The organism is Neoroseomonas eburnea, assembly GCF_018129005.1.
Taxonomy (GTDB): domain Bacteria; phylum Pseudomonadota; class Alphaproteobacteria; order Acetobacterales; family Acetobacteraceae; genus Neoroseomonas; species Neoroseomonas eburnea.
The window spans coordinates 78,220-96,543 of sequence record NZ_JAAEDL010000003.1 but is presented as its reverse complement, the minus strand read 5'-3'; the positions used below and the strand labels follow the sequence as shown (position 1 = coordinate 96,543).

Annotated in this window: 16 protein-coding genes; 13 read left to right on the top strand and 3 right to left on the bottom strand. The window is 71.3% G+C overall.

Annotation, left to right across the window (positions count from 1 at the left end):
* Positions 1-114 precede the first annotated feature (114 nt).
* The 8 genes from groES to GXW74_RS04340 all read left to right on the top strand — a co-directional run bounded on the left by groES (position 115) and on the right by GXW74_RS04340 (position 7,765).
* Positions 115-429 (top strand): co-chaperone GroES, encoded by a 315-nt coding sequence (groES, locus tag GXW74_RS04375; protein ID WP_211845064.1) that lies wholly within the window; start codon positions 115-117, stop codon positions 427-429.
* 50 nt (positions 430-479) lie between these two features.
* A complete protein-coding gene (gene groL / locus GXW74_RS04370; protein WP_211845063.1) occupies positions 480-2,117 on the top strand; it encodes a chaperonin GroEL in 1,638 nt (545 codons plus the stop codon).
* A gap of 99 nt (positions 2,118-2,216) precedes the next feature.
* Positions 2,217-3,116, top strand: coding sequence for an FkbM family methyltransferase (locus tag GXW74_RS04365; protein WP_211845062.1), 900 nt, complete (start codon positions 2,217-2,219; stop codon positions 3,114-3,116).
* A gap of 85 nt (positions 3,117-3,201) precedes the next feature.
* Entirely contained in the window at positions 3,202-4,182 is a 981-nt protein-coding gene (locus GXW74_RS04360) for a Bug family tripartite tricarboxylate transporter substrate binding protein (RefSeq protein WP_211845061.1), read from the top strand.
* A gap of 195 nt (positions 4,183-4,377) precedes the next feature.
* Positions 4,378-4,581 (top strand): cold-shock protein, encoded by a 204-nt coding sequence (locus GXW74_RS04355; protein ID WP_211845060.1) that lies wholly within the window; start codon positions 4,378-4,380, stop codon positions 4,579-4,581.
* Positions 4,582-4,832: 251 nt separating this feature from the next.
* A complete protein-coding gene (locus tag GXW74_RS04350; protein WP_211845059.1) occupies positions 4,833-5,792 on the top strand; it encodes a threonine dehydratase in 960 nt (319 codons plus the stop codon).
* Entirely contained in the window at positions 5,789-6,979 is a 1,191-nt protein-coding gene (locus GXW74_RS04345) for an amidohydrolase family protein (protein WP_211845058.1), read from the top strand. Before GXW74_RS04350 ends, GXW74_RS04345 begins: the two co-directional genes overlap by 4 nt.
* Positions 6,980-7,015: 36 nt before the next feature.
* A complete protein-coding gene (locus GXW74_RS04340; protein ID WP_211845057.1) occupies positions 7,016-7,765 on the top strand; it encodes an enoyl-CoA hydratase/isomerase family protein in 750 nt (249 codons plus the stop codon).
* A gap of 216 nt (positions 7,766-7,981) precedes the next feature.
* Here the strand turns inward: GXW74_RS04340 and GXW74_RS04335 are convergent, their stop codons facing one another.
* Positions 7,982-8,494, bottom strand: coding sequence for a cupin domain-containing protein (locus tag GXW74_RS04335; RefSeq protein ID WP_211845056.1), 513 nt, complete (start codon positions 8,492-8,494; stop codon positions 7,982-7,984).
* A 294-nt stretch (positions 8,495-8,788) separates the two neighbouring features.
* On the bottom strand, positions 8,789-11,575 hold the full coding sequence (locus GXW74_RS04330) for an ATP-dependent DNA helicase (protein ID WP_211845055.1): 2,787 nt from the start codon (positions 11,573-11,575) through the stop codon (positions 8,789-8,791).
* Positions 11,576-11,834: 259 nt separating this feature from the next.
* Here GXW74_RS04330 and GXW74_RS04325 point away from each other — a divergent pair, with 259 nt between their 5' ends.
* The 3 genes from GXW74_RS04325 to GXW74_RS04315 all read left to right on the top strand — a co-directional run bounded on the left by GXW74_RS04325 (position 11,835) and on the right by GXW74_RS04315 (position 13,007).
* Complete coding sequence (locus tag GXW74_RS04325) at positions 11,835-12,041, top strand: cold-shock protein (protein WP_211845054.1); 207 nt, start codon at positions 11,835-11,837, stop codon at positions 12,039-12,041.
* Positions 12,042-12,152: 111 nt separating this feature from the next.
* Positions 12,153-12,611 (top strand): DUF6481 family protein, encoded by a 459-nt coding sequence (locus tag GXW74_RS04320; RefSeq protein WP_211845053.1) that lies wholly within the window; start codon positions 12,153-12,155, stop codon positions 12,609-12,611.
* A 90-nt stretch (positions 12,612-12,701) separates the two neighbouring features.
* Positions 12,702-13,007, top strand: coding sequence for a hypothetical protein (locus GXW74_RS04315; RefSeq protein WP_211845052.1), 306 nt, complete (start codon positions 12,702-12,704; stop codon positions 13,005-13,007).
* A gap of 300 nt (positions 13,008-13,307) precedes the next feature.
* On the opposite strand, the gene GXW74_RS04310 is transcribed toward GXW74_RS04315, so the two are convergent.
* Positions 13,308-14,315 (bottom strand): aspartate-semialdehyde dehydrogenase, encoded by a 1,008-nt coding sequence (locus tag GXW74_RS04310; protein WP_338148134.1) that lies wholly within the window; start codon positions 14,313-14,315, stop codon positions 13,308-13,310.
* Between the two features lie 355 nt (positions 14,316-14,670).
* Here GXW74_RS04310 and GXW74_RS04305 point away from each other — a divergent pair, with 355 nt between their 5' ends.
* Both GXW74_RS04305 and GXW74_RS04300 read left to right on the top strand, forming a co-directional pair.
* Positions 14,671-16,314, top strand: a complete 1,644-nt coding sequence (locus GXW74_RS04305) for a lysine--tRNA ligase (protein ID WP_338148133.1) — start codon at positions 14,671-14,673, stop codon at positions 16,312-16,314.
* Entirely contained in the window at positions 16,311-18,269 is a 1,959-nt protein-coding gene (locus tag GXW74_RS04300) for a phosphatidylglycerol lysyltransferase domain-containing protein (protein WP_338148132.1), read from the top strand. The genes GXW74_RS04305 and GXW74_RS04300 overlap by 4 nt, the downstream gene beginning before the upstream one ends.
* Positions 18,270-18,324: the final 55 nt, after the last annotated feature.

Here is an 18,324-nt window from a genome sequence, read left to right as displayed (position 1 = left end):
TTAGATCGCTGGCACTCCTCTGGGGGGAGTGCTAACGGCCGGGGTGTTCCGGCAACCGGCCAGGCTTCCCAGGGCGAGCCGTCATCAACCCGAGGCTCAGGAGAGGATTCCAGTATGAAGTTCCGTCCCCTGCACGACCGCGTTCTCGTTCGCCGCATCGAGGCCGAAGAGAAGACCCGCGGCGGCATCATCATCCCCGACACCGCGAAGGAAAAGCCGCAGGAAGGCGAAGTCGTCGCCGTCGGCGCGGGCACCATCAACGAGAAGGGCGAGGTTCGCCCGCTCGACGTGAAGGCCGGCGACCGCATCCTGTTCGGCAAGTGGTCGGGCACCGAGGTGAAGCTCGATGGCGAGGAGCTCCTCATCATGAAGGAGTCCGACATCATGGGCATCCTCGAGGGCACGTCCGAGGCGAAGAAGGCCGCCTGAGGCGCCGTTTCCGCCTTCCCGATCAACCGAGATTCCAGAGGTAGAGAGCAATGGCTGCAAAGGACGTGAAGTTCGGCGCCACCGCCCGCGACAAGATGCTGCGCGGCGTGGACATCCTGGCCGACGCCGTGAAGGTGACGCTGGGCCCGAAGGGTCGCAACGTCGTGCTCGACAAGAGCTTCGGCGCGCCGCGGATCACCAAGGACGGCGTGACCGTCGCCAAGGAGATCGAGCTGGCCGACAAGTTCGAGAACATGGGCGCCCAGATGGTGCGCGAAGTGGCCTCGAAGACCAACGACCTGGCCGGTGACGGCACCACCACCGCGACCGTGCTGGCCCAGGCCATCGTGCGCGAGGGTGCGAAGGCGGTCGCCGCCGGCATGAACCCGATGGACCTCAAGCGCGGCATCGACCGTGCGGTCTCCGAGGTGGTCAAGGAACTCGAGTCCAAGACCAAGAAGATCACCACCTCCGCCGAAGTGGCGCAGGTCGGCTCCATCTCCGCCAACGGCGAGACCGAGATCGGCGAGATGATCGCCCAGGCGATGGAGAAGGTCGGCAACGAGGGCGTCATCACGGTCGAGGAAGCGAAGAGCATCCAGACCGAGCTCGACGTCGTCGAGGGCATGCAGTTCGACCGCGGCTACGTCTCCCCGTACTTCATCACGAATGCGGAGAAGATGATCGCGGAGATGGATGACCCGTACATCCTGATCCACGAGAAGAAGCTGTCCCAGCTTCAGCCGATGCTGCCGCTGCTCGAGTCCGTCGTGCAGTCCGGCCGGCCGCTGGTGATCGTGGCCGAGGACGTCGAGGGCGAGGCGCTGGCCACCCTGGTCGTCAACAAGCTGCGTGGCGGCCTCAAGATCGCCGCCGTGAAGGCCCCGGGCTTCGGCGACCGCCGCAAGGCGATGCTCGAGGACATCGCCATCCTGACCGGTGGTGAGGTCATCAGCGAAGACCTCGGCATCAAGCTCGAGAACGTGACGCTCCAGATGCTCGGCCGCGCGAAGAAGGTGCGGATCGAGAAGGAGAACACCACGATCGTCGAGGGCGCCGGCAAGAAGGAGGACATCTCCGGCCGCTGCGAGCAGATCAAGGCGCAGATCGAGGAGACCACCTCGGACTACGACCGCGAGAAGCTGCAGGAGCGCCTGGCGAAGCTCGCCGGTGGCGTGGCCGTGATCCGCGTCGGCGGCTCGACCGAGGTCGAGGTGAAGGAGCGCAAGGACCGCGTCGACGACGCGCTGCATGCGACCCGCGCCGCGGTCGAGGAAGGCATCGTCCCGGGCGGCGGCGTGGCCCTGCTGCGCGCTTCCCAGAAGCTGGCCGGCCTCAAGGCCGACAACAACGACCAGCAGGTCGGCATCGAGATCGTGCGCCGCGCGATCCAGGCGCCGATCCGCCAGATCTCGGAGAACGCCGGCAAGGACGGCGCCGTGGTCGCGGGCGAGGTGCTGCGTTCCGACACCTACGAGTACGGCTACGACGCGCAGTCGGACGAGTACAAGAACCTGGTGGCCGCCGGCATCATCGACCCGACCAAGGTCGTGCGCACGGCGCTGCAGGATGCCGCTTCGGTGGCCTCCCTGCTGATCACCACCGAGGCGATGGTGGCCGAGCGTCCGGAGAAGAAGTCGGCTCCGGCCGGCGGCCCGGGCGGCGGCATGGGCGACATGGACTTCTGATCCGGATCTTCCGGACGGAAGGCGGGGCGCGGGTCGAAAGGCCCGCGCCCTTGTCGTTCGTGGCCGCTGCGCCGCAGGATCCGGCCAGGAGGGTTCGACTTGCGCCTGCTGCCGCCATTCGCGTCCTGGCGCGAGCACCTGTTCGGCGTGCCCGCCGGGGGGCCGCTGCCACTGCACCTCATTCGCCACATGCGGCCGGACCGCGCGAAGCATGCCATCCGCGCGCGGTGCCAGGCGACGGGCCTGGCGGACGGGACCGTGCTGTGCCGGGTGCTCGGCCGCTACAAGATGTACCTGCCGGCCGAGGATCGCACCCTCACGCCGCATCTCATCCTCGATGGCTACTGGGAACTCTGGCTGACGCGGTTCTTCCTGCGCACGCTGCGCGTCGGGATGCACGTCGCCGATGTCGGCGCCAATGTCGGCTACTACAGCCTGCTGATGGCGGAGATGGTGGGAGAGGCGGGCCAGGTCCTCGCCGTCGAGCCGAACCCCGCCGTGGCGCCGCTGCTGCGGGCCAACCTCCTGATGGGGGGATTCGCCGCGCGCGTCGCGGTCGAGGAAGCGGCGCTCGGCGCCGCCGCCGAGGACGGACGGCGGCTTGCGGTCCCCGGCGGCGCACCGATGAACGCCGCGCTGATGCCCCGCGCCGCGGAGGGCGGCCATGCCGTTCGGGTGACGACGCTCGACGCGCGGCTGGAGGGATGGCCGCGACTCGATCTCGTCAAGATCGACGCGGAGGGCGCCGAGGCGGAGATCCTGCAGGGCATGCAGGCCGTCCTCGCCCGCTGGCGGCCGCACCTGGTCATCGAGATCAACGCCGCACGAGGCTACGACGCCGCGGCCCTGCTGCGGCGGCTCGCGGAACGCTACCCCGTGCTGCGCAGCATCGAGCATGACGACACCCTGCCGGTCGTGACGCCGGAGGATGTCGCCGGCCGCCGTATCGGCAGCGACTGGCTGATCTTCGCCGCCGGCGATCCGCCCCTGCCGCGCTGAGGCCCGGCGTGCCGCGGATGCCGCTTGGCGCCCGGCCGCCGGGAGGTGCTATGGAAGGCGGATCCTCGCAACGTCGGGAACGTCCATGAAGCGCCGCAGCCTCCTCCTTGCTCCCACCCTCTTCGCGCCGACGCTGGCGCTTGCGCAGGGCGCAGCCTGGCGACCCAACCGTGCGGTGACGATGATCGTCCCCTACGCGGCGGGCGGTGGCACCGACATCGTCGGGCGCGAATTCGCGCAGCTCCTGTCGCAGAAGCTCGGCCAGCCGGTGGTGGTGGAGAACCGAGGCGGCGCGGGCGGCAACATCGGCACGACGCAGGCGGTGCGCGCACGGGCCGACGGCTACACCTTCCTCTATGCCGTCTCCTCGAACATCGTCATCAACCCGCATGTCTACCGCACCGAGGCGGCGCAGGACCCGGCACGCGCACTGGTGCCGGTGGGGATCCTCGCGAACTACCAGTACATCCTCGTGGCCAATCCGCGCTTCCCGGCGACCAACCTGCAGGAACTGATCGCGCTTGCCCGGCAGAAGCCGGGCGAGATCACCTTCAGCCATTCGGGCAATGGCGGGAACAATCACCTCGCCGGCAAGCTGCTCGCGCGCATGGCGGGGATCGAGCTGTCCGACGTCGCCTATCGCGGCACGGCGCCGGCGCTGATGGATGCGGTGAACGGCACGGTGCAGTTCAACATCTCCTCCCCGCCGCCGGCGATCCCGCTGGTGCGCGAGGGGCAGTTGCGCGCGATCGCCGTCACCGGCGCGCGGCGGTCACCCGCCTTCCCCGACGTGCCGACGGTCGCCGAACAGGGCCTCGCCGGCTATGCGGTGACGGGGTGGCACGGGCTGTTCTATCCCCCCGGCACGCCGGAGGCCCCGATCGCGGCGCTGCGCGCGCTGGCCGGCGAGATCGCCGCCATGCCGGCCTTCCACGAGAAGCTCGGCCGCGACGGGCTCGAACCGCTCGCCACGCCGGTCGGCGCCGAGGCCTTCGCCGCGCAGGTGCGCGACGAGCACGCCTTCTGGGCACGCACCATCCCCGAACTCGGCATCCGCGTGGAATGATTTTTCCGCTGCGGCGCACACCGCACGCTTTGGTTGACGCTGCCGGCGCGATCCGTGTCTGATCGCGAGGCCAACCGATCCTGGCCTCGCCTTGCCGTGCCTCCGGATGCCCGGTCGCAACCAAGCCGATCCGGGGCCGGCTGGGACACAGCCGGTCCGGGATTCGAGCCGGCGGCGGCGAAGGAGACGGATCGCATGGCGATCGGCACCGTGAAGTGGTTCAATGCGACGAAGGGCTTCGGCTTCATCGTCCCCCAGGATGGCGGCAAGGACGTGTTCGTCCACATCACCGCCGTGCAGAAGGCGGGCCTGACCGGGCTGAACGAGAACCAGAAGGTCAGCTACGACGTGGCGACGGAACGCGGAAAGGCCGCGGCCATCAACCTCAAGCCGATCTGACCAGCGGGTTGGCGGGCATCGGCCCGCCCCGCTCCTGCGGCCGATGGAACAGCCGGGACCATCGGCCTGCACGATGCCCGACGGGCGGGCGCTCCCGAAATGCGGTGGCCAATCCGCGGAGCCGCCACGCGCGCCACGCATCGTCCGCTGCCTTGCGGATGACGTGCAGGGATGCATCCTGACGCACGGGGGAGACGCGCCGCGCGGCGCAGCGCGCCCCATGGCAGGGCGATGACCGCCGGCGGGGGCAGATGTTCACACTGACCGAACTCGAACAGGCCGCGGCGCTGGTGCACCGCACCTTCGCGCCGACGACGACCATCGCCTGGCCGCTGCTGGCGGCGCGCACCGGCGCCGAGGTCTGGGTCAAGCACGAGAACCACACGCCGACCGGTGCGTTCAAGGTGCGGGGCGGGCTGGTCTACATGGAACGGCTCGCGCGCGAACGCCCGGAGGTACGCGGCGTGGTCAGCGCGACACGCGGCAACCACGGGCAATCGCTCGCCTATGCCGGGAAGCGGCACGGCGTACCGGTGACGATCCTCGTGCCGCATGGCAACAGCCGCGAGAAGAACGCCGCGATGCGCGCCTTCGGCGCACGGCTGATCGAGCATGGAGAGGATTTCGACGCGGCGCGGGAGGAGGCGATGCGCCTCGCCGCGGCCGAGGGGCTGGAATTCGCGCCGTCCTTCGCGCGCGACCTGGTGCTCGGCGTCGCGACCTATGCGCTGGAATTCTTCCGCGCCAGCCCGCCGCTCGATGCGCTGTATGTTCCGATCGGCATGGGCTCGGGCATCTGCGGCTGCATCCTGGCGCGCGACCTCCTCGGCCTGTCCACCGAGATCATCGGTGTGCAGAGCGTGGGGGCGCCCTCTTACGCATTGTCCTTTGCCGCAGGCCATGTGGTGACGACGCCGAAGGCCGAGACGCAGGCGGACGGGATGGCGACGCGCGTGCCGGATGCGGTGGCGCTCGACATCATCCGGCGCGGCGCGACGCGCATCGTGACGGTCACCGACGACGAGGTCGCGACGGCCGTTCGCGCCTATTGGCAGGACACGCACAACCTCGCGGAAGGCGCGGGTGCCGCGCCGCTCGCCGCGCTCGCGCAGGAAGGCGCGCGCATGGCCGGCCGCCGCGTCGGCGTCGTGCTCAGCGGCGGCAACATCGACCTCGACCTGTTCCGTGACTGGATACTGGGGGCGTCATGACCGATCTGCTGCTGCGCGACGTCCGTCCGCTGGGCGGCGCGCCGCTCGACGTGCTGGTGCAGGGCGGGCGCATCGCCGCCCTGGCGCCGGGGCTGGCGGCACCGCCGGGCGTGGCAGTGGAGGACGGGCGCGGCATGCTGCTGCTGCCGGGCTTCGTCGAAGGCCACACGCATCTCGACAAGACCACCTTCCACCTGCCGGACTGGCTGGTGAACGAGGTCGGCCCGCGCATCGAGGACAAGATCGACACCGAGCGCGAATGGCGCGCGCGCACCGGGCATGATGCGGGGGCGGCGTCTCTCGCCATGGCGAAGGCCTTCCTCGCCGCCGGCACGACGCGCATCCGCAGCCATGTCGATGTGGACACCGCCGCCGGCACCCGTCATGTCGAGCGCGTGCTGGAAACGCGCGCGACGATGGCGCCGGTGCAGGAGATCCAGATCGTCGCCTTCCCGCAATCCGGCATGCTGGCGCGCCAGGGGACGGACAGGCTGCTCGATGCCGCGCTGGCGATGGGGGCGGACATCGTCGGCGGCCTTGATCCCTGCGCGATCGAGCGCGATCCGGTGCGGCACCTCGATATCGTCTTCGGCCTGGCGCAGAAGCACGGCAAGCCGGTGGATATCCACCTGCACGAGCCGGGGAGCATGGGCGCCTTCTCGCTCGACCTCATCCTCGAACGCACGCGGGCGCTCGGCATGGAGGGCAAGGTGGTGGTGAGCCACGCCTTCTGCCTCGGCGACCTCGCGGAACGCGAGCGCGATGCGCTGCTGGCGCGCATGGCCGCGCTCGGCGTGGCGATCGCCACCACCGCGCCGGCATCGCGGCCGGTGCCGCTGGTCGGCCCCTGCCGCGCGGCGGGGGTGACGATCTTCGGCGGCAATGACGGCATCCGCGACACCTGGACGCCCTATGGCTCGCCCGACATGCTGGAGCGCGCCATGCTCATCGGCCTGCGCAACAACTTCCGCCGCGACGACGAGGTTGCGCTGGCCTTCGAGTGCGTCGCCGGCGCGGGGGCGAGGGGATGCGGCTTCGGCGACCACGGTCTGGCACCTGGCGCCCGGGCCGACCTGGTGCTGGTGGAAGCGCGCAGCCTCGCGGAAGCGGTGGTGGCGCGGCCGGTCCGGCGGCTCGTGGTCTCCGCCGGGCGCGTGGCGGCGCGCGACGGGGCGCTGGTGGCGTGAGGGGCCTTCGTCGCCCACGGGCTGGGACAGGATGTGATGAGTGAGGTGAGCGCGGCGCCGGTCGTGGCGGAACCCCATGAGGACACGGCGACGCTATGGCTGTCGCGGCCCGAGCGCGGCAATGCTCTCGGGCCGGACATGGTCGAGGCGCTGGATGCCGAGATTGACCGCGCGCTGGCCGAGGGCGCGCGGCTGATCGTCCTGCGAGGGCGTGGCCGGAATTTCTGCACGGGGCTCGATCTCGCGGATCTCGATACCATCGGCGATGGCGACCTCGCGCTGCGCATCCTGCGCATCGAGATGCTGCTGCAGAAGATCCACGCGCTGCCGGTGACGACCGTGGCGATCGCCGGCGGGCGCGTCTTCGGTGCGGGCGCAGACCTCTTTGCCGTGTGCGACCATCGTGTCGCGCTGCGCGGATCGTCCTTCGCCTTTCCGGGGCCGGCCTTCGGACTGGTGCTCGGCACCGGGCGGCTGGCCGGGCTGGTGGGCGACACCGCGGCGCGGCAGTTGCTGCTGGCGGGCGGGGCGGTCGAGGCGCAGCGTGCGCTCGACCTCGGCCTCGCCACGGCGCTGATCGAGGAGGAGGCAACGGAGGGCGCCATCGGTGCCGCGCATGCCGCGGCGACGCGCCTCGACGCGGCCACTGTCGCGGCGCTGCACGGGCGGACGCGCCATGCCGATGATGCCGGCGACCTTGCCGCGCTTGCGCGATCGGTCGCGCGGCCCGGGTTGAAGGCGCGGGTGGAAAGCTATCGGGCACGGGTGACGGCGGCGCGAAGATAGCAGCCGGAGGGGCGCCGCCCCTCCGGGCCTCCCCGCCAAAGGCCGAAAGGCCTTTGGAAACCATGAGATTCATTGGGGGCAGGGACGGCGCATCGCCGCACCGCCCGGCGCGACGCGCCCCGGTCATCCCCGATCAGGTCCCGGTGTCCAGAGGCCCTTCGGCCTCTGGCAGGAGGGGGTTCGGGGGAGGGCAGAGCCCTCCCCTGATCGCGGACCCTATGCCGCCGCGTCGACCGGCTGGTAGGGCAGGCGCTTCACGCGGTCCATGTTCAGCCCCTCGATGCGCAGCAGGCGCGTCGGGCCGTCGCGGCGCGGCGAATGCAGCACGCCGGGCTCGTAGAGGTAGGCGTCGCCGGGCTTCATCGCGTAGTCGCGGATGCGCTTCGCCTTGCCGGGCGTCGCCTCGGTCGGACGGGCGAGGCATTCCCAGTCGGTCATGATCGTCTCGCCGGCGGCCTGGCCGTAGATCGCCCAGGACGGGCCGTGGTCGTGCGGGCCGGAGGTCTTGGCACCCGTATAGGCGTGCGCAAGCACGGTGAAGCCGAGTTCCGGATCCTCATAGAGAACCTGCCGTTCCGGCGTCCCGTCGTTGATATGCGCGGCAACGAAGGCGGTGTCCTTCAGCGCCTCCCGCACCAGGTCGCACACCATCTCGCGGCCCGTGGTGTCGGGGTGATCCTTCAGGGCTGCGCGGGCGCGCTGCACGAAACTGTCGAGCGTCATGGGCATGGAATTTCTCCTCCCGCCAAGTTCCGGGGAAAGGATGCCCCCGCCGGGGCGCAGACGGAAGGGGCTGCGCATGACCGACCGGGAAGCCCTGCCGCAGTCAGGACCAGCACCACAACCCGCATCCGCGCCACGGCGCGCGCCGTGGCGATCCGGAACCGCCTGCTTAGCCCGGCACCAAGTTCAGGTTTCCAAAGGCCTTTCGGCCTTTGGTGGGGTGGCCCGGAGGGGCAAGGCCCCTCCGGCCTTCAGTACCCAACCTTCCCGCCTGCGGGACAAGGCCCGCTCATGACCTGCTCACGGCGAGGCCAGGAAATCCCTGGTCTCGGCCACCGCTTGCGCCAGTCCCAGCCGGCGGATCAGCACCCCCGAGGGCAGCCCCGCCAGCAGCCGGGAAGGACAGGACCGGTCGAGCATCACGAAAACCCCCTTGTCGTCCGCGCGGCGGATCAGCCGGCCGAAGGCCTGGCGCAGCCGGTGGCGGGCGACCCGGTCGTCATAGTTCTTGGGGCGGCCGCCCGAGAGATGCAGCCGCCGCTCCCGGTGCAGGATGGTCGGCCGCGGCCAGGGCACGCGGTCGAAGACCAGCAGGCGGAGCGACCGCCCCGGCACGTCCACCCCGTCCCGCATCGCGTCGGTGCCGAGCAGGCAGGCGTGTTCCTCGGCGCGGAAGACATCGACCAGCGTGGCGTTGTCCATCGCGTCCACGTGCTGGGCATAGAGCGGGATGCCGGCCTGTTCGAGCGGCCCGGCGATGCGGGCCTGTACGTCCTTGAGCCGCCGGATCGCGGTGAAGAGCCCAAGGCCCCCGCCGCCCGCGGCGAGGAACAGTGCCTGGAAGGCGGCGGCGACCTGGCCGGTGTTCTCCTTCGCCACATCCGTCACGACCAGGCAGCGCGTGCGCGCGGCGTAGTCGAAGGGGGAGGGGACGGCGGCGCGGATCGCCGGATTGGGCAGGTGGGCGGCGCCGGTGCGGGCCTCGGCTTCCCGCCAGACCGCTTCGGGATCGTCCTCCTCGGTCTCCGCCTCGTCGCGCAGCGTGGCGGAGGTGATCAGCACGCCATGCGCCGGGGCGGCGACGGCGCGGGCGAAGGGCTCCGTCGGGTCGAGGTGGTGGCGGTGCATGCCGGCATCGGTGTCGGTGCCGCCGCGGCGTTCCAGGCTCAGCCAATCGACGAAGACGGGGCGGACGCCGGGCTCGGGCCGGTCGCCCTGGAGCGTGGCCAGCATGCCGGCCCAGGCGCGGATCGGCATCAGCGCGCGGCGGTCGAGTGCCCGGCAGGCGGATTCGATGCGGATGCGGTCACCGACCTCAAGCTCCTCGGCCTCCTCCTCCAGCCGTGCGGCGAGGCGGTCACGCAGCGCGGTCAACGGTTCCTCGAGGCGCCGCAGCGCGCGGTCCAGCGCCTCCGCGGTCGGGGGTAGCGCCGCCGTCACCGGAAAGAGGTCGCATTCGGAATCGTAGAGGCCGGCGTCTCGGGCGTCCTGCGTCCGCGCCAGCACCTGCTCCCGCGCGGCGCGGAGGAAGGCTTCGCCGGCGTTGGGTGTCTCGTCCGGATGCGCGCGCGGGTCGCCGGCGAGGCGGGAGGGCCAGCCCGGCACCGGCAGCGCGCGCGCCGCCTGCAGCGCGGCATCGAGCGGCGCGTTGAGGTCCGGGCGGTCGCCGATCAGTTCCTCGAGGCGTCGCCGCAGGCCGCGGGCGCGGGACCGGCCGCCCTCGGCGCCGAGCAGCCAGCGGCGGAGTTCGGCCATCTCCGCGCCGGTCAGATCGGCGGAGAAGGCGGAATCGGCGGCGTCGAACAGGTGGTGGCCCTCGTCGAAGACGAGACGCAGCGGCGCGCCGTCCTCCCCGCCGCCGAGCGCCGCCTGGACCATGACCAGCGCGTGGTTGGCGATGACGATATGCGCGGTCTTGGCGCGGCGGATCGAGTGCTCGACGAAGCACGCCTTGTAGTGCGGGCAGGCGGAGTGGATGCATTCGCCCCGCCGGTCGGCCAGCGGCAGCACGGCGCCGGGGCCGAAGAGCTCCGCGATCCAGCCCGGGAAGTCGCCGCCCATCAGGTCCCCGTCGCGCGTCGCCAGCGCCCAGCGGGCGACCAGGCCGAGGGCGATGGCGAGGTAGGGCGGCGGACCGGCGGCGGTGAGGTCGTCGAGGTTCAGCAGGCAGAGGTAGTTCTCCCGCCCCTTGCGCAGCACGACGCGGCGGCGGCGTTCCTCCGGGTCGGGGAAGAGGCGCGCCGTCTCCTGGTCGATCTGGCGCTGCAGGTTGCGGGTGAAGGTGGAGATCCACACCGGCGCGCCGTTCTTCTCGGCCCAAAGGCTGGCCGGGGCGACGTAGCCGAGGGTCTTGCCCGTGCCGGTGCCGGCCTCGGCCAGGACCAGGGCCGGGGCGCCGGGGTGTTCGCGCGGGACGAAGGCGCCGGCGGCGGCGGAGGCATAGTCGGCCTGCTGCGGGCGCTGTTCGGCGCCGTCGCCGAGGATCTCGGCCAGACGGCGGCGGGCCTCCGCGGGTTCCACGGCGAAGGAGGCCGGCGGCGGCGGCGGGGCCGCTTCCTCCCATTCCGGCAGGCGGCGCCAGACCTTGTAGGCGTGGGCGGAGGGCTTCGCCGTGGGCTCGCCGAGCGCGGCCAGCACGGAGGGCGCCCAGGACCAGCCGGCTTCCCCCATGCGCGCGGCGAGGCCGGCGGCGTCGCGGTTGCGGGCGATGTCGCGACCTTCGGCGAGGTGGCGCAGGAGGTGGGTGGCGATCTCCGGCAGCAGGGCGGCGGCGGCTTCCTCATCCTTCGGCTGTGGCAGGTCGAGGGCGAGTGCCAGGCCGCGCGGCGTCGGCGCGCAGGGCTCGGCGGGCCGGCAAAAGGCGAAGAGCTCCAGCAGGTCGTGGGCGGCCTCAAGGCCGGGCAGGCCAAGGCGGCGCGCGGTGGCGGGGGCGTGCACCAGCATCGGCGCCGTGCCACGCAGACGTGATGCGGCGTCCCTGGCCGTGAGGGTCTCGATCTCGCCTTCGGGGGTGAGCAGCACCGCCCGGCCGAAGCCGGCAACGAGCGCCGGCACGTCGGGAAGCAGGAGTCGCGGGGCGGAGGCCATGGCGCAGGGTAGCAGCGGCGTGCGGCGCTGGCAGGTACCCGGGATGGAGGCGGCGCCCGGGGCGCCTCCGGTGCCGCCGCAGGCGATTCTGCTTCCCAAATCGATGCCGGCCCGGTAGACGGACGCCGTCAGGTTCGTTTGGTTCTGGCCCGCTCTCCAAGCGCTTCGCGCGCCGAGCCCGCCGCCCGCTCCCTACAGAAGATTGGCCCGCCGCACGACCCCGTGCGGGCGGAATTCCATGCACGAACGGAGTGGTTCGATGTCCAGCGGTACCATCAAGTGGTTCAACGCGACCAAGGGTTACGGCTTCATTCAGCCGGATGACGGCAGCAAGGACGTGTTCCTGCACATTTCCGATGTCGAGAAGTCCGGCATCGGCACGCCGCGCGAGGGCGACAAGATCACCTATGACGTCCAGCGCGGGCAGCAGGGCAAGATGTCGGCCTGCAATCTGCGGGCGGCCTGAACGGCCCGTCGGCGAGGCGACCTTTGCGTCGCCCGCCGCCATGCTACGAAGCCGGGGGCGAACCCGCCCCCTGCACAATGACGACCTGAAACAGGACCATAGAAAGCCACGATGCGAAGCCTGAAGCACGACAACTTCAATGATCGACGCAATGCGGCGGAAGCCGCGCGGAAGGCCGCGGTGGATCGCTTCCGCAAGCTTCCGAAGCCCGACGATCCTGTCGTGCAGGAGCGCCTCGCCGCGCAGAAGGCGGTTGCCGAGGCGCGTGAAGCCCGCCGTCTGGAGCGCGAGGCGGCCCGCGCCGCCGAGGCCGAGCGCCAGGCGCAGGAAGCCGCGCGGATTGCCGCCGAGCAGGCCGCCCGGGAGGCCGAGGCCGCGGCCGAAGCCGCGCGGCAGCTCGCGCTCGAAGCCGCCGCCGCCGCCGAGGCGGCCGCGGCCGCGATGGAGCAGGAGGAACGCGCGGCCCTTCTCGATGCCGAGAAGAAGGCGCGGGCCCTGGCCCTTGCGGCGGAGCAGAAGGCCCTGCGCGACGCCCGCTACGCCGCGCGCAAGGCGCGCAGCAAGCGCTGAACGACGGCTCCCCGGGCCCCATGGCTCGGGCGGATCCTTCGCCGCGCGGCCATCGGATCGGGCCGCGACGACACCAGGGCACGGCCCGCGATGCGCAGTGCAGGCGGGTCGCGCCGGTTCGGACTGCGCGGCCCGACCATCGCCGCACCCGAGCGGCCCATTCTCGCGGTCACTGACCGCGCCATCCTTGTGCAGGAGCCATCTATGCAAAGTCCCGACGCGATGAGGCCGCCTGCCCCGACCGATGATGCCCTCGGCCTAGAGCAGGAGATCGCCTATCTGGCGAAGCGGCACCGCATCTCGCCGGCGATCGTGCGTGAGATCATCCGCCGGTCCGGAGCGACGGAGCGCGGCGCGATCGAGCGCGAAATCGCGAAGGGCAAGGCGCGCCGGTAGCAGGCGGTCGATCGCCAGCGGCGCTTTGAGGGGGCCGCTGCCCTTCTCCAACTCTCCTCGCCACGGGCGTCCATTCGGCCGAACGGCCTGCGGAAGCCGTGACTTGAAGTCGTCGCGGGTCCAGGGGACCCTGTCCCCTGGTGGGGGAGCTTGAGGGGGCAAGGCCCCCTCAATTCACGTTCGTCAGCAGCCAGCCCGGGCCACGGGATCACCATGGTTCGAGCGGCGCGCCCGACCCGGACCCGCGGGCTCCGGCGAACGAGAAAACCGGGGAAGAGTTGCCTCCCCCCGGCCCCGCTCTCACGCCGCCTTCAGCCGTTCCGCGATCTGCACCGCGTTCAGCGCCGCGCCCTTCAGCAGCTGGTCGCCGCACAGGAAGAGGTCGAGCCCCCGGTCGCCGAAGACCGGGTTCGCCCGGATCCGCCCGGCCTCGACGTCGTCCTGGCCGGTCGCGTTGATCGGCATCGGGTAGAGGCCGTGCTCGGGGTCGTCCACAACCTTCACGCCCGCCGCGCGCCGCAGAACCTCGCGTGCCTCATTGGGCGTGACGGGCCGTTCGGTCTCGATGGTGACCGCCTCCGCATGCACCCGCATGGTCGGGATGCGCACCGCGGTGCAGGAGATGGGAAGATCGGGCAAGCCCATGATCTTCCGGCTTTCCCACACGACCTTCATTTCCTCCCGCGTGTAGCCGTTGGGCTGGAAGCTATCGATCTGCGGGATGACGTTGAAGGCGAGCGGCCAGCGGAAGACCTCGGCCTCCGGCTTCATGCCCTCGACCAGCACGCGGCGGGATTCGCGTTCGAGTTCCGCCATGCCTTCGGCGCCGGCGCCGGAGGCCGCCTGGTAGGTGGAGACGATGACGCGCTTGAGACCGAAGGCCTGGCGCAGCGGCTCCAGCGCCACCACCAGGATGGCCGTGGTGCAGTTCGGGTTGGCGATCAGCCGCGCGCCGCCGATCGCATTCGCGTTCACCTCGGGGACCACCAGCGGGACGTTGTCCTGCAGGCGGAAGGCCGAGGAATTGTCGACCACGGTCACGCCGGCCTCGACCATCTTCGGGGCATGCGCCTTGGCGAAGTCGCCCGAGACGGCGAGCAGCGCGAGGTCGAGGTTGCGCACCGCGGCGTCGGAGAATTCCTCGATCTCCGTCTCGCCGAAGGGCGTTTTCGTTTTCGTGCCGGCGCTGCGGGCGGAGGCGAACAGCCTCAGCGAGGTGACCGGGAAGGCCCGGCGCCCCAGAACGTCCACCAGCTCGCGGCCCACCGCACCGGTGGCGCCGACAATACCGACACGCATGTCCGTCATGGTCCTTTCGACGGTTGAAGGGGCGCGATGCTTACAGCAAAGCCGCGGCCGGACCAATGGTTCTGCACCGTTCCGGCCCGGATGCCTGGGCGGGGCGGACCCTCGGCAGGGGCATGGCCGGGCGGCATCTGGCGTCGGTTCCTGCCGGGAGCGCGGATGGCCGCCGTGTCGCGCCGCCGGCGGGTCTTCGGCAGGGCCTTGCCCCGGGGTGCCTTCGGCGGGCGGCATGCTCAGGCGTGCCCTCGGCAGCCGCCCTGCTGAGGCGTGCCTCCGGCACCACGCATTCGCGGGCGGAGCGAAGCCCCGGGGTCGCGCCGGCCGCCGCGGCCACCTATAACGCCCGTCCGATTGCCGTGTGAGTTTCGATATCGTGACGAAGCAGCCGAACCCCGACTTCTCCGCCGTGAAGGCCTGGCCCTTCGAGGAAGCGCGCAAGGTGGCCGCCCGCCTGGAGAAATCGGGCAAGGGCTCGGCACTGTTCGAAACCGGCTACGGCCCCTCCGGCCTGCCGCATATCGGTACCTTCGGGGAAGTCGCGCGCACCTCCTGGGTGCGGCGCGCCTTCACCCTGCTGACCGGGCTGCCATCCCGCCTGATCGCCTTCAGCGACGACATGGACGGGCTGCGCAAGGTGCCGGACAACGTACCGAACAAGGAGATGCTGGCGCAGCATCTCGGCCGGCCGGTCACCGCCATCCCCGACCCGTTCGGGACGCATGAGAGCTTCGGGCACCACAACAACGCCAGGCTGCGGGCGTTCCTGGACGCCTTCGGCTTCGACTACGAGTTCGCGAGCTCCAGCGCATACTACCGGTCGGGCGTCTTCGACGACGCGCTGATCCGCATGGCAGAAAGGCACGAGGAGGTGCGCGGCGTGATCCTGCCGACCCTCGGTCCCGATCGCCGTGCCACCTACTCGCCCTTCCTGCCGATCCACCCGAAGACCGGCGTGGTCATGCAGGTGCCGATGGAGGAGGTCCGCCCGGCCGAGGACCTGCTGATCTGGCGCGATCCCGCCACCGGTGAGCGCCACGCCACCCGCATCACCGGCGGCCATTGCAAGGCGCAGTGGAAGGCGGATTGGGCGCTGCGCTGGTATGCCCTCGGCGTCGACTACGAGATGTCGGGCAAGGACCTGATCGATTCCGTGCGGCTGTCCTCGGCGATCTGCCGCGTGCTCCGGGCGGAGCCGCCGGAGGCCTTCACCTACGAGCACTTCCTCGACGAGCAGGGCCAGAAGATCAGCAAGTCGAAGGGCAACGGGCTCACCATCGACGAGTGGCTGCGCTACGCGCCGGCGGAAAGCCTCTCCCAGTTCATGTACAACCAGCCGCAGCGGGCCAAGCGGCTGTATTTCGACCAGATCCCGCGCGCGGTGGACGAGTACATCCAGCACCGCGCCCGCCTGCGCATGGCGGCCGATCCGGCGAACCCGGCCTGGCACATCCATGGCGGGGCGGTACCGAACGATCCGGAGCCGCCGGTTTCCTTCACCATGCTGCTGAACCTCGCGAGCGTGGTGAACGCCGACGACCCGGAGATCCTGTGGGGTTTCCTCGCGCGCTACGCGCCCGGCGCGACGCCGGCGAGCCAGCCGCTGCTCGCCAAGCTGGTCGAGCACGCGGTGCACTACTACCGCGACTTCGTGGCGCCGACGAAGCGCTTCCGCACGCCGACAGACGCCGAGCGGGAGGCGCTGCACGCGCTGATGGCCGCGCTGCGCGACCGCGCCGCCGACCTCGACGCCATGCCGGCCGAGGAGCGCGCCCGCGCGATCCAGGATCTCGTCTATGACGCCGGCCGCCGCGAGCCCTTCCTGCAGCCGAACAAGGACGGCTCGACAGGCGTCTCGCGCGCCTGGTTCAACGCGCTCTACCAGGTGCTGCTGGGGCAGGAGGAAGGCCCGCGCTTCGGCGGCTTCGTCGCCCTCTACGGCATCGCCGGCACGATCGGGCTGATCGAGGCGGCGCTGGCGCGCGAGGAGACGCCGGCGGCGTGAGCATCGGCGCGCGCGTCCTCGCGCAGGTCAAGCGGCACGGCCCGACCGTCTTCGGGCTGCTGCTCCTGGTCGGCGCGCTCTATGTGGTGCAGCGGGAGTTCCGCAGCATCTCCTGGCACGATGTCCTCGGCTCGCTGCGTGCGATGCCGTCGGCGGCGCTGTGGGGCGCCTCGGGCTTCACCCTGCTCGCCTACATCATCCTGACGGCCTATGACCGGCTGGGCTCGGTCTATGCGGGGTATCCGGTCTCCTACCTGCGCACCTCGCTCGCCTCCTTCTGCGCCTATTCGCTGGCGAACAACCTCGGCTTCGCGACGGTGTCGGGTGCCGCCGTACGCTACCGCTTCTACGCCACCTGGGGGCTGCCGCCGCTGGCGATCGCGAAGGTCGTGGCCTTCACGTCGCTGACCTTCGGGCTGGGCGGCTTCGCGCTGGGCGGCGCGGTGCTGATGTTCGAGCCGGACGTGCTGCCCTTCTTCGGGGACGGCGCGCCGCGCTGGGCGATGCAGGCGGTGGGCGCGCTGCTGTGGTGCATCGTCGGCGCCTATGTGCTGCTGGCGCGCTTCGTGCCGCATTTCCGCATGTTCGGGCACCAGATCGACCTGCCCGGCTTCCGCATGGCGCTGGCGCAGACGGCGCTGGCGAGCGCCGATGTCGGGGTCACGGCGCTGATCTTCTGGGCGCTGCTGCCGCCGGCCGATGGGCTCACCTTCCTCCACTTCCTCGGCATCTACATCGCCGCGTTGTCGGCCGGCATCGCCGCCAACGTGCCGGGAGGCATCGGCGTCTTTGACGGCGCCATCCTGTTCGGCCTGTCCGGCCACATGCCGGCATCGGAGGCGATCGGCGCACTTCTGCTGTTCCGGCTGTTCTACTACATCGTGCCGCTCTTCCTCGCGGGGCTGATGTTCGCCGGCTTCGAGGTGAGCCAGCGCCGCCACATCCTCGAGCGCATCGCGCCGGAGCGCGGCGTCGCGATCTCCTTCGAGGTGCCGGCGATGGCCGGCCTCGCCGCGATCGCCGCGATCACGCTGATCTTCATCGGCGCGCTGCCGCCCAAGCCGAACGTGCTCGACGGCGTCTTCGACCTGCTCGACGAGGCGGGCAGCCACCTGGCCGCCTCGGTGGTCGGCTCGCTGCTGCTGGTCTCGGCCTATGGGCTGGTGCGGCGGCTGACCATCGCCTGGTGGGCGGCGCTGCTGCTGCTGCTGAACGGCGCCGCGATCACCTGGCTGCGCGGGGAACCCTGGTGGCTCATCGGCCTGTTCCTGCTGCAGGCGGCGCTGTTCACCGCCTTCCGCCCCGCCTTCTATCGCCGCGCGCGGCTGCTGGCGGAGCCGCTCTCGGGCGAGGCGCTCGGCGCCATCGCCGCCGGCGCCATCTGCGGGCTGACGCTGGCGATGGTGGCCTATAGCGGCCGCTATGCGGAGATGTCCTGGTGGGGCGTCGTTCTCTCGGCCGAGGCGCCGCCCTCCCTGCGCTTCGCCGTCGGGCTCGCGGCGGTGCTGCTGCTGGTGGCGGCGGCGCGCCTGCTCCGCCCGGCGCGCCCGCCCGTGCTGCCCTACGATGCGGAGGTGCGCGAGAGGCTGCGCGCCCTCGGTGCCATGGCCCCGCTCGCCTGTGGCGCTGACGGCGCGGTCTTCGGAGAGGCCGGGCGCGCCGGCTTCGCCTTCGTCCGGCGGGAGGGGATCTGGCTCGCCCTCGGCGACCCGGCGGGCGAGGAGCGCGATCGCGTTTCCGCCATCTGGCGCTTTCGTGACATCTGCGACCAGGCGCGCGTCCGGCCGGCCTTCTGGCGCGTCGGGCCCGGACTGCTGCGCGTCTATGCCGATATCGGCCTGACGCCCTTCGCGCTGGCGGCGGAGGGCAAGGCGCAACGCTATCTGGTCTGCCGCGCGGAGCGCGACCTCGAGGCCCTGCTGCCGCTGCTGCCCGAGGCCGACGATGCCGGCTGACCGGCTTGCCAGACCGGCCCCGACAGGCCATTCCAGCGCTGCCTTGCCGAGCCAA

What these genes read in the sequence shown, in the direction of transcription:
- GXW74_RS04315 (WP_211845052.1), top strand. Translation starts at nt 12,702, where the DNA reads ATGCGCAGTGCAGGCGGGTCGCGCCGGTTCGGACTGCGCGGCCCGACC.
- GXW74_RS04350 (WP_211845059.1), top strand. Translation starts at nt 4,833, where the DNA reads ATGTTCACACTGACCGAACTCGAACAGGCCGCGGCGCTGGTGCACCGC.
- GXW74_RS04310 (WP_338148134.1), bottom strand. Translation starts at nt 14,315, where the DNA reads ATGACGGACATGCGTGTCGGTATTGTCGGCGCCACCGGTGCGGTGGGC.
- GXW74_RS04340 (WP_211845057.1), top strand. Translation starts at nt 7,016, where the DNA reads ATGAGTGAGGTGAGCGCGGCGCCGGTCGTGGCGGAACCCCATGAGGAC.
- GXW74_RS04345 (WP_211845058.1), top strand. Translation starts at nt 5,789, where the DNA reads ATGACCGATCTGCTGCTGCGCGACGTCCGTCCGCTGGGCGGCGCGCCG.
- GXW74_RS04320 (WP_211845053.1), top strand. Translation starts at nt 12,153, where the DNA reads ATGCGAAGCCTGAAGCACGACAACTTCAATGATCGACGCAATGCGGCG.
- GXW74_RS04325 (WP_211845054.1), top strand. Translation starts at nt 11,835, where the DNA reads ATGTCCAGCGGTACCATCAAGTGGTTCAACGCGACCAAGGGTTACGGC.
- GXW74_RS04360 (WP_211845061.1), top strand. Translation starts at nt 3,202, where the DNA reads ATGAAGCGCCGCAGCCTCCTCCTTGCTCCCACCCTCTTCGCGCCGACG.
- groL (WP_211845063.1), top strand. Translation starts at nt 480, where the DNA reads ATGGCTGCAAAGGACGTGAAGTTCGGCGCCACCGCCCGCGACAAGATG.
- groES (WP_211845064.1), top strand. Translation starts at nt 115, where the DNA reads ATGAAGTTCCGTCCCCTGCACGACCGCGTTCTCGTTCGCCGCATCGAG.
- GXW74_RS04335 (WP_211845056.1), bottom strand. Translation starts at nt 8,494, where the DNA reads ATGCCCATGACGCTCGACAGTTTCGTGCAGCGCGCCCGCGCAGCCCTG.
- GXW74_RS04330 (WP_211845055.1), bottom strand. Translation starts at nt 11,575, where the DNA reads ATGGCCTCCGCCCCGCGACTCCTGCTTCCCGACGTGCCGGCGCTCGTT.
- GXW74_RS04355 (WP_211845060.1), top strand. Translation starts at nt 4,378, where the DNA reads ATGGCGATCGGCACCGTGAAGTGGTTCAATGCGACGAAGGGCTTCGGC.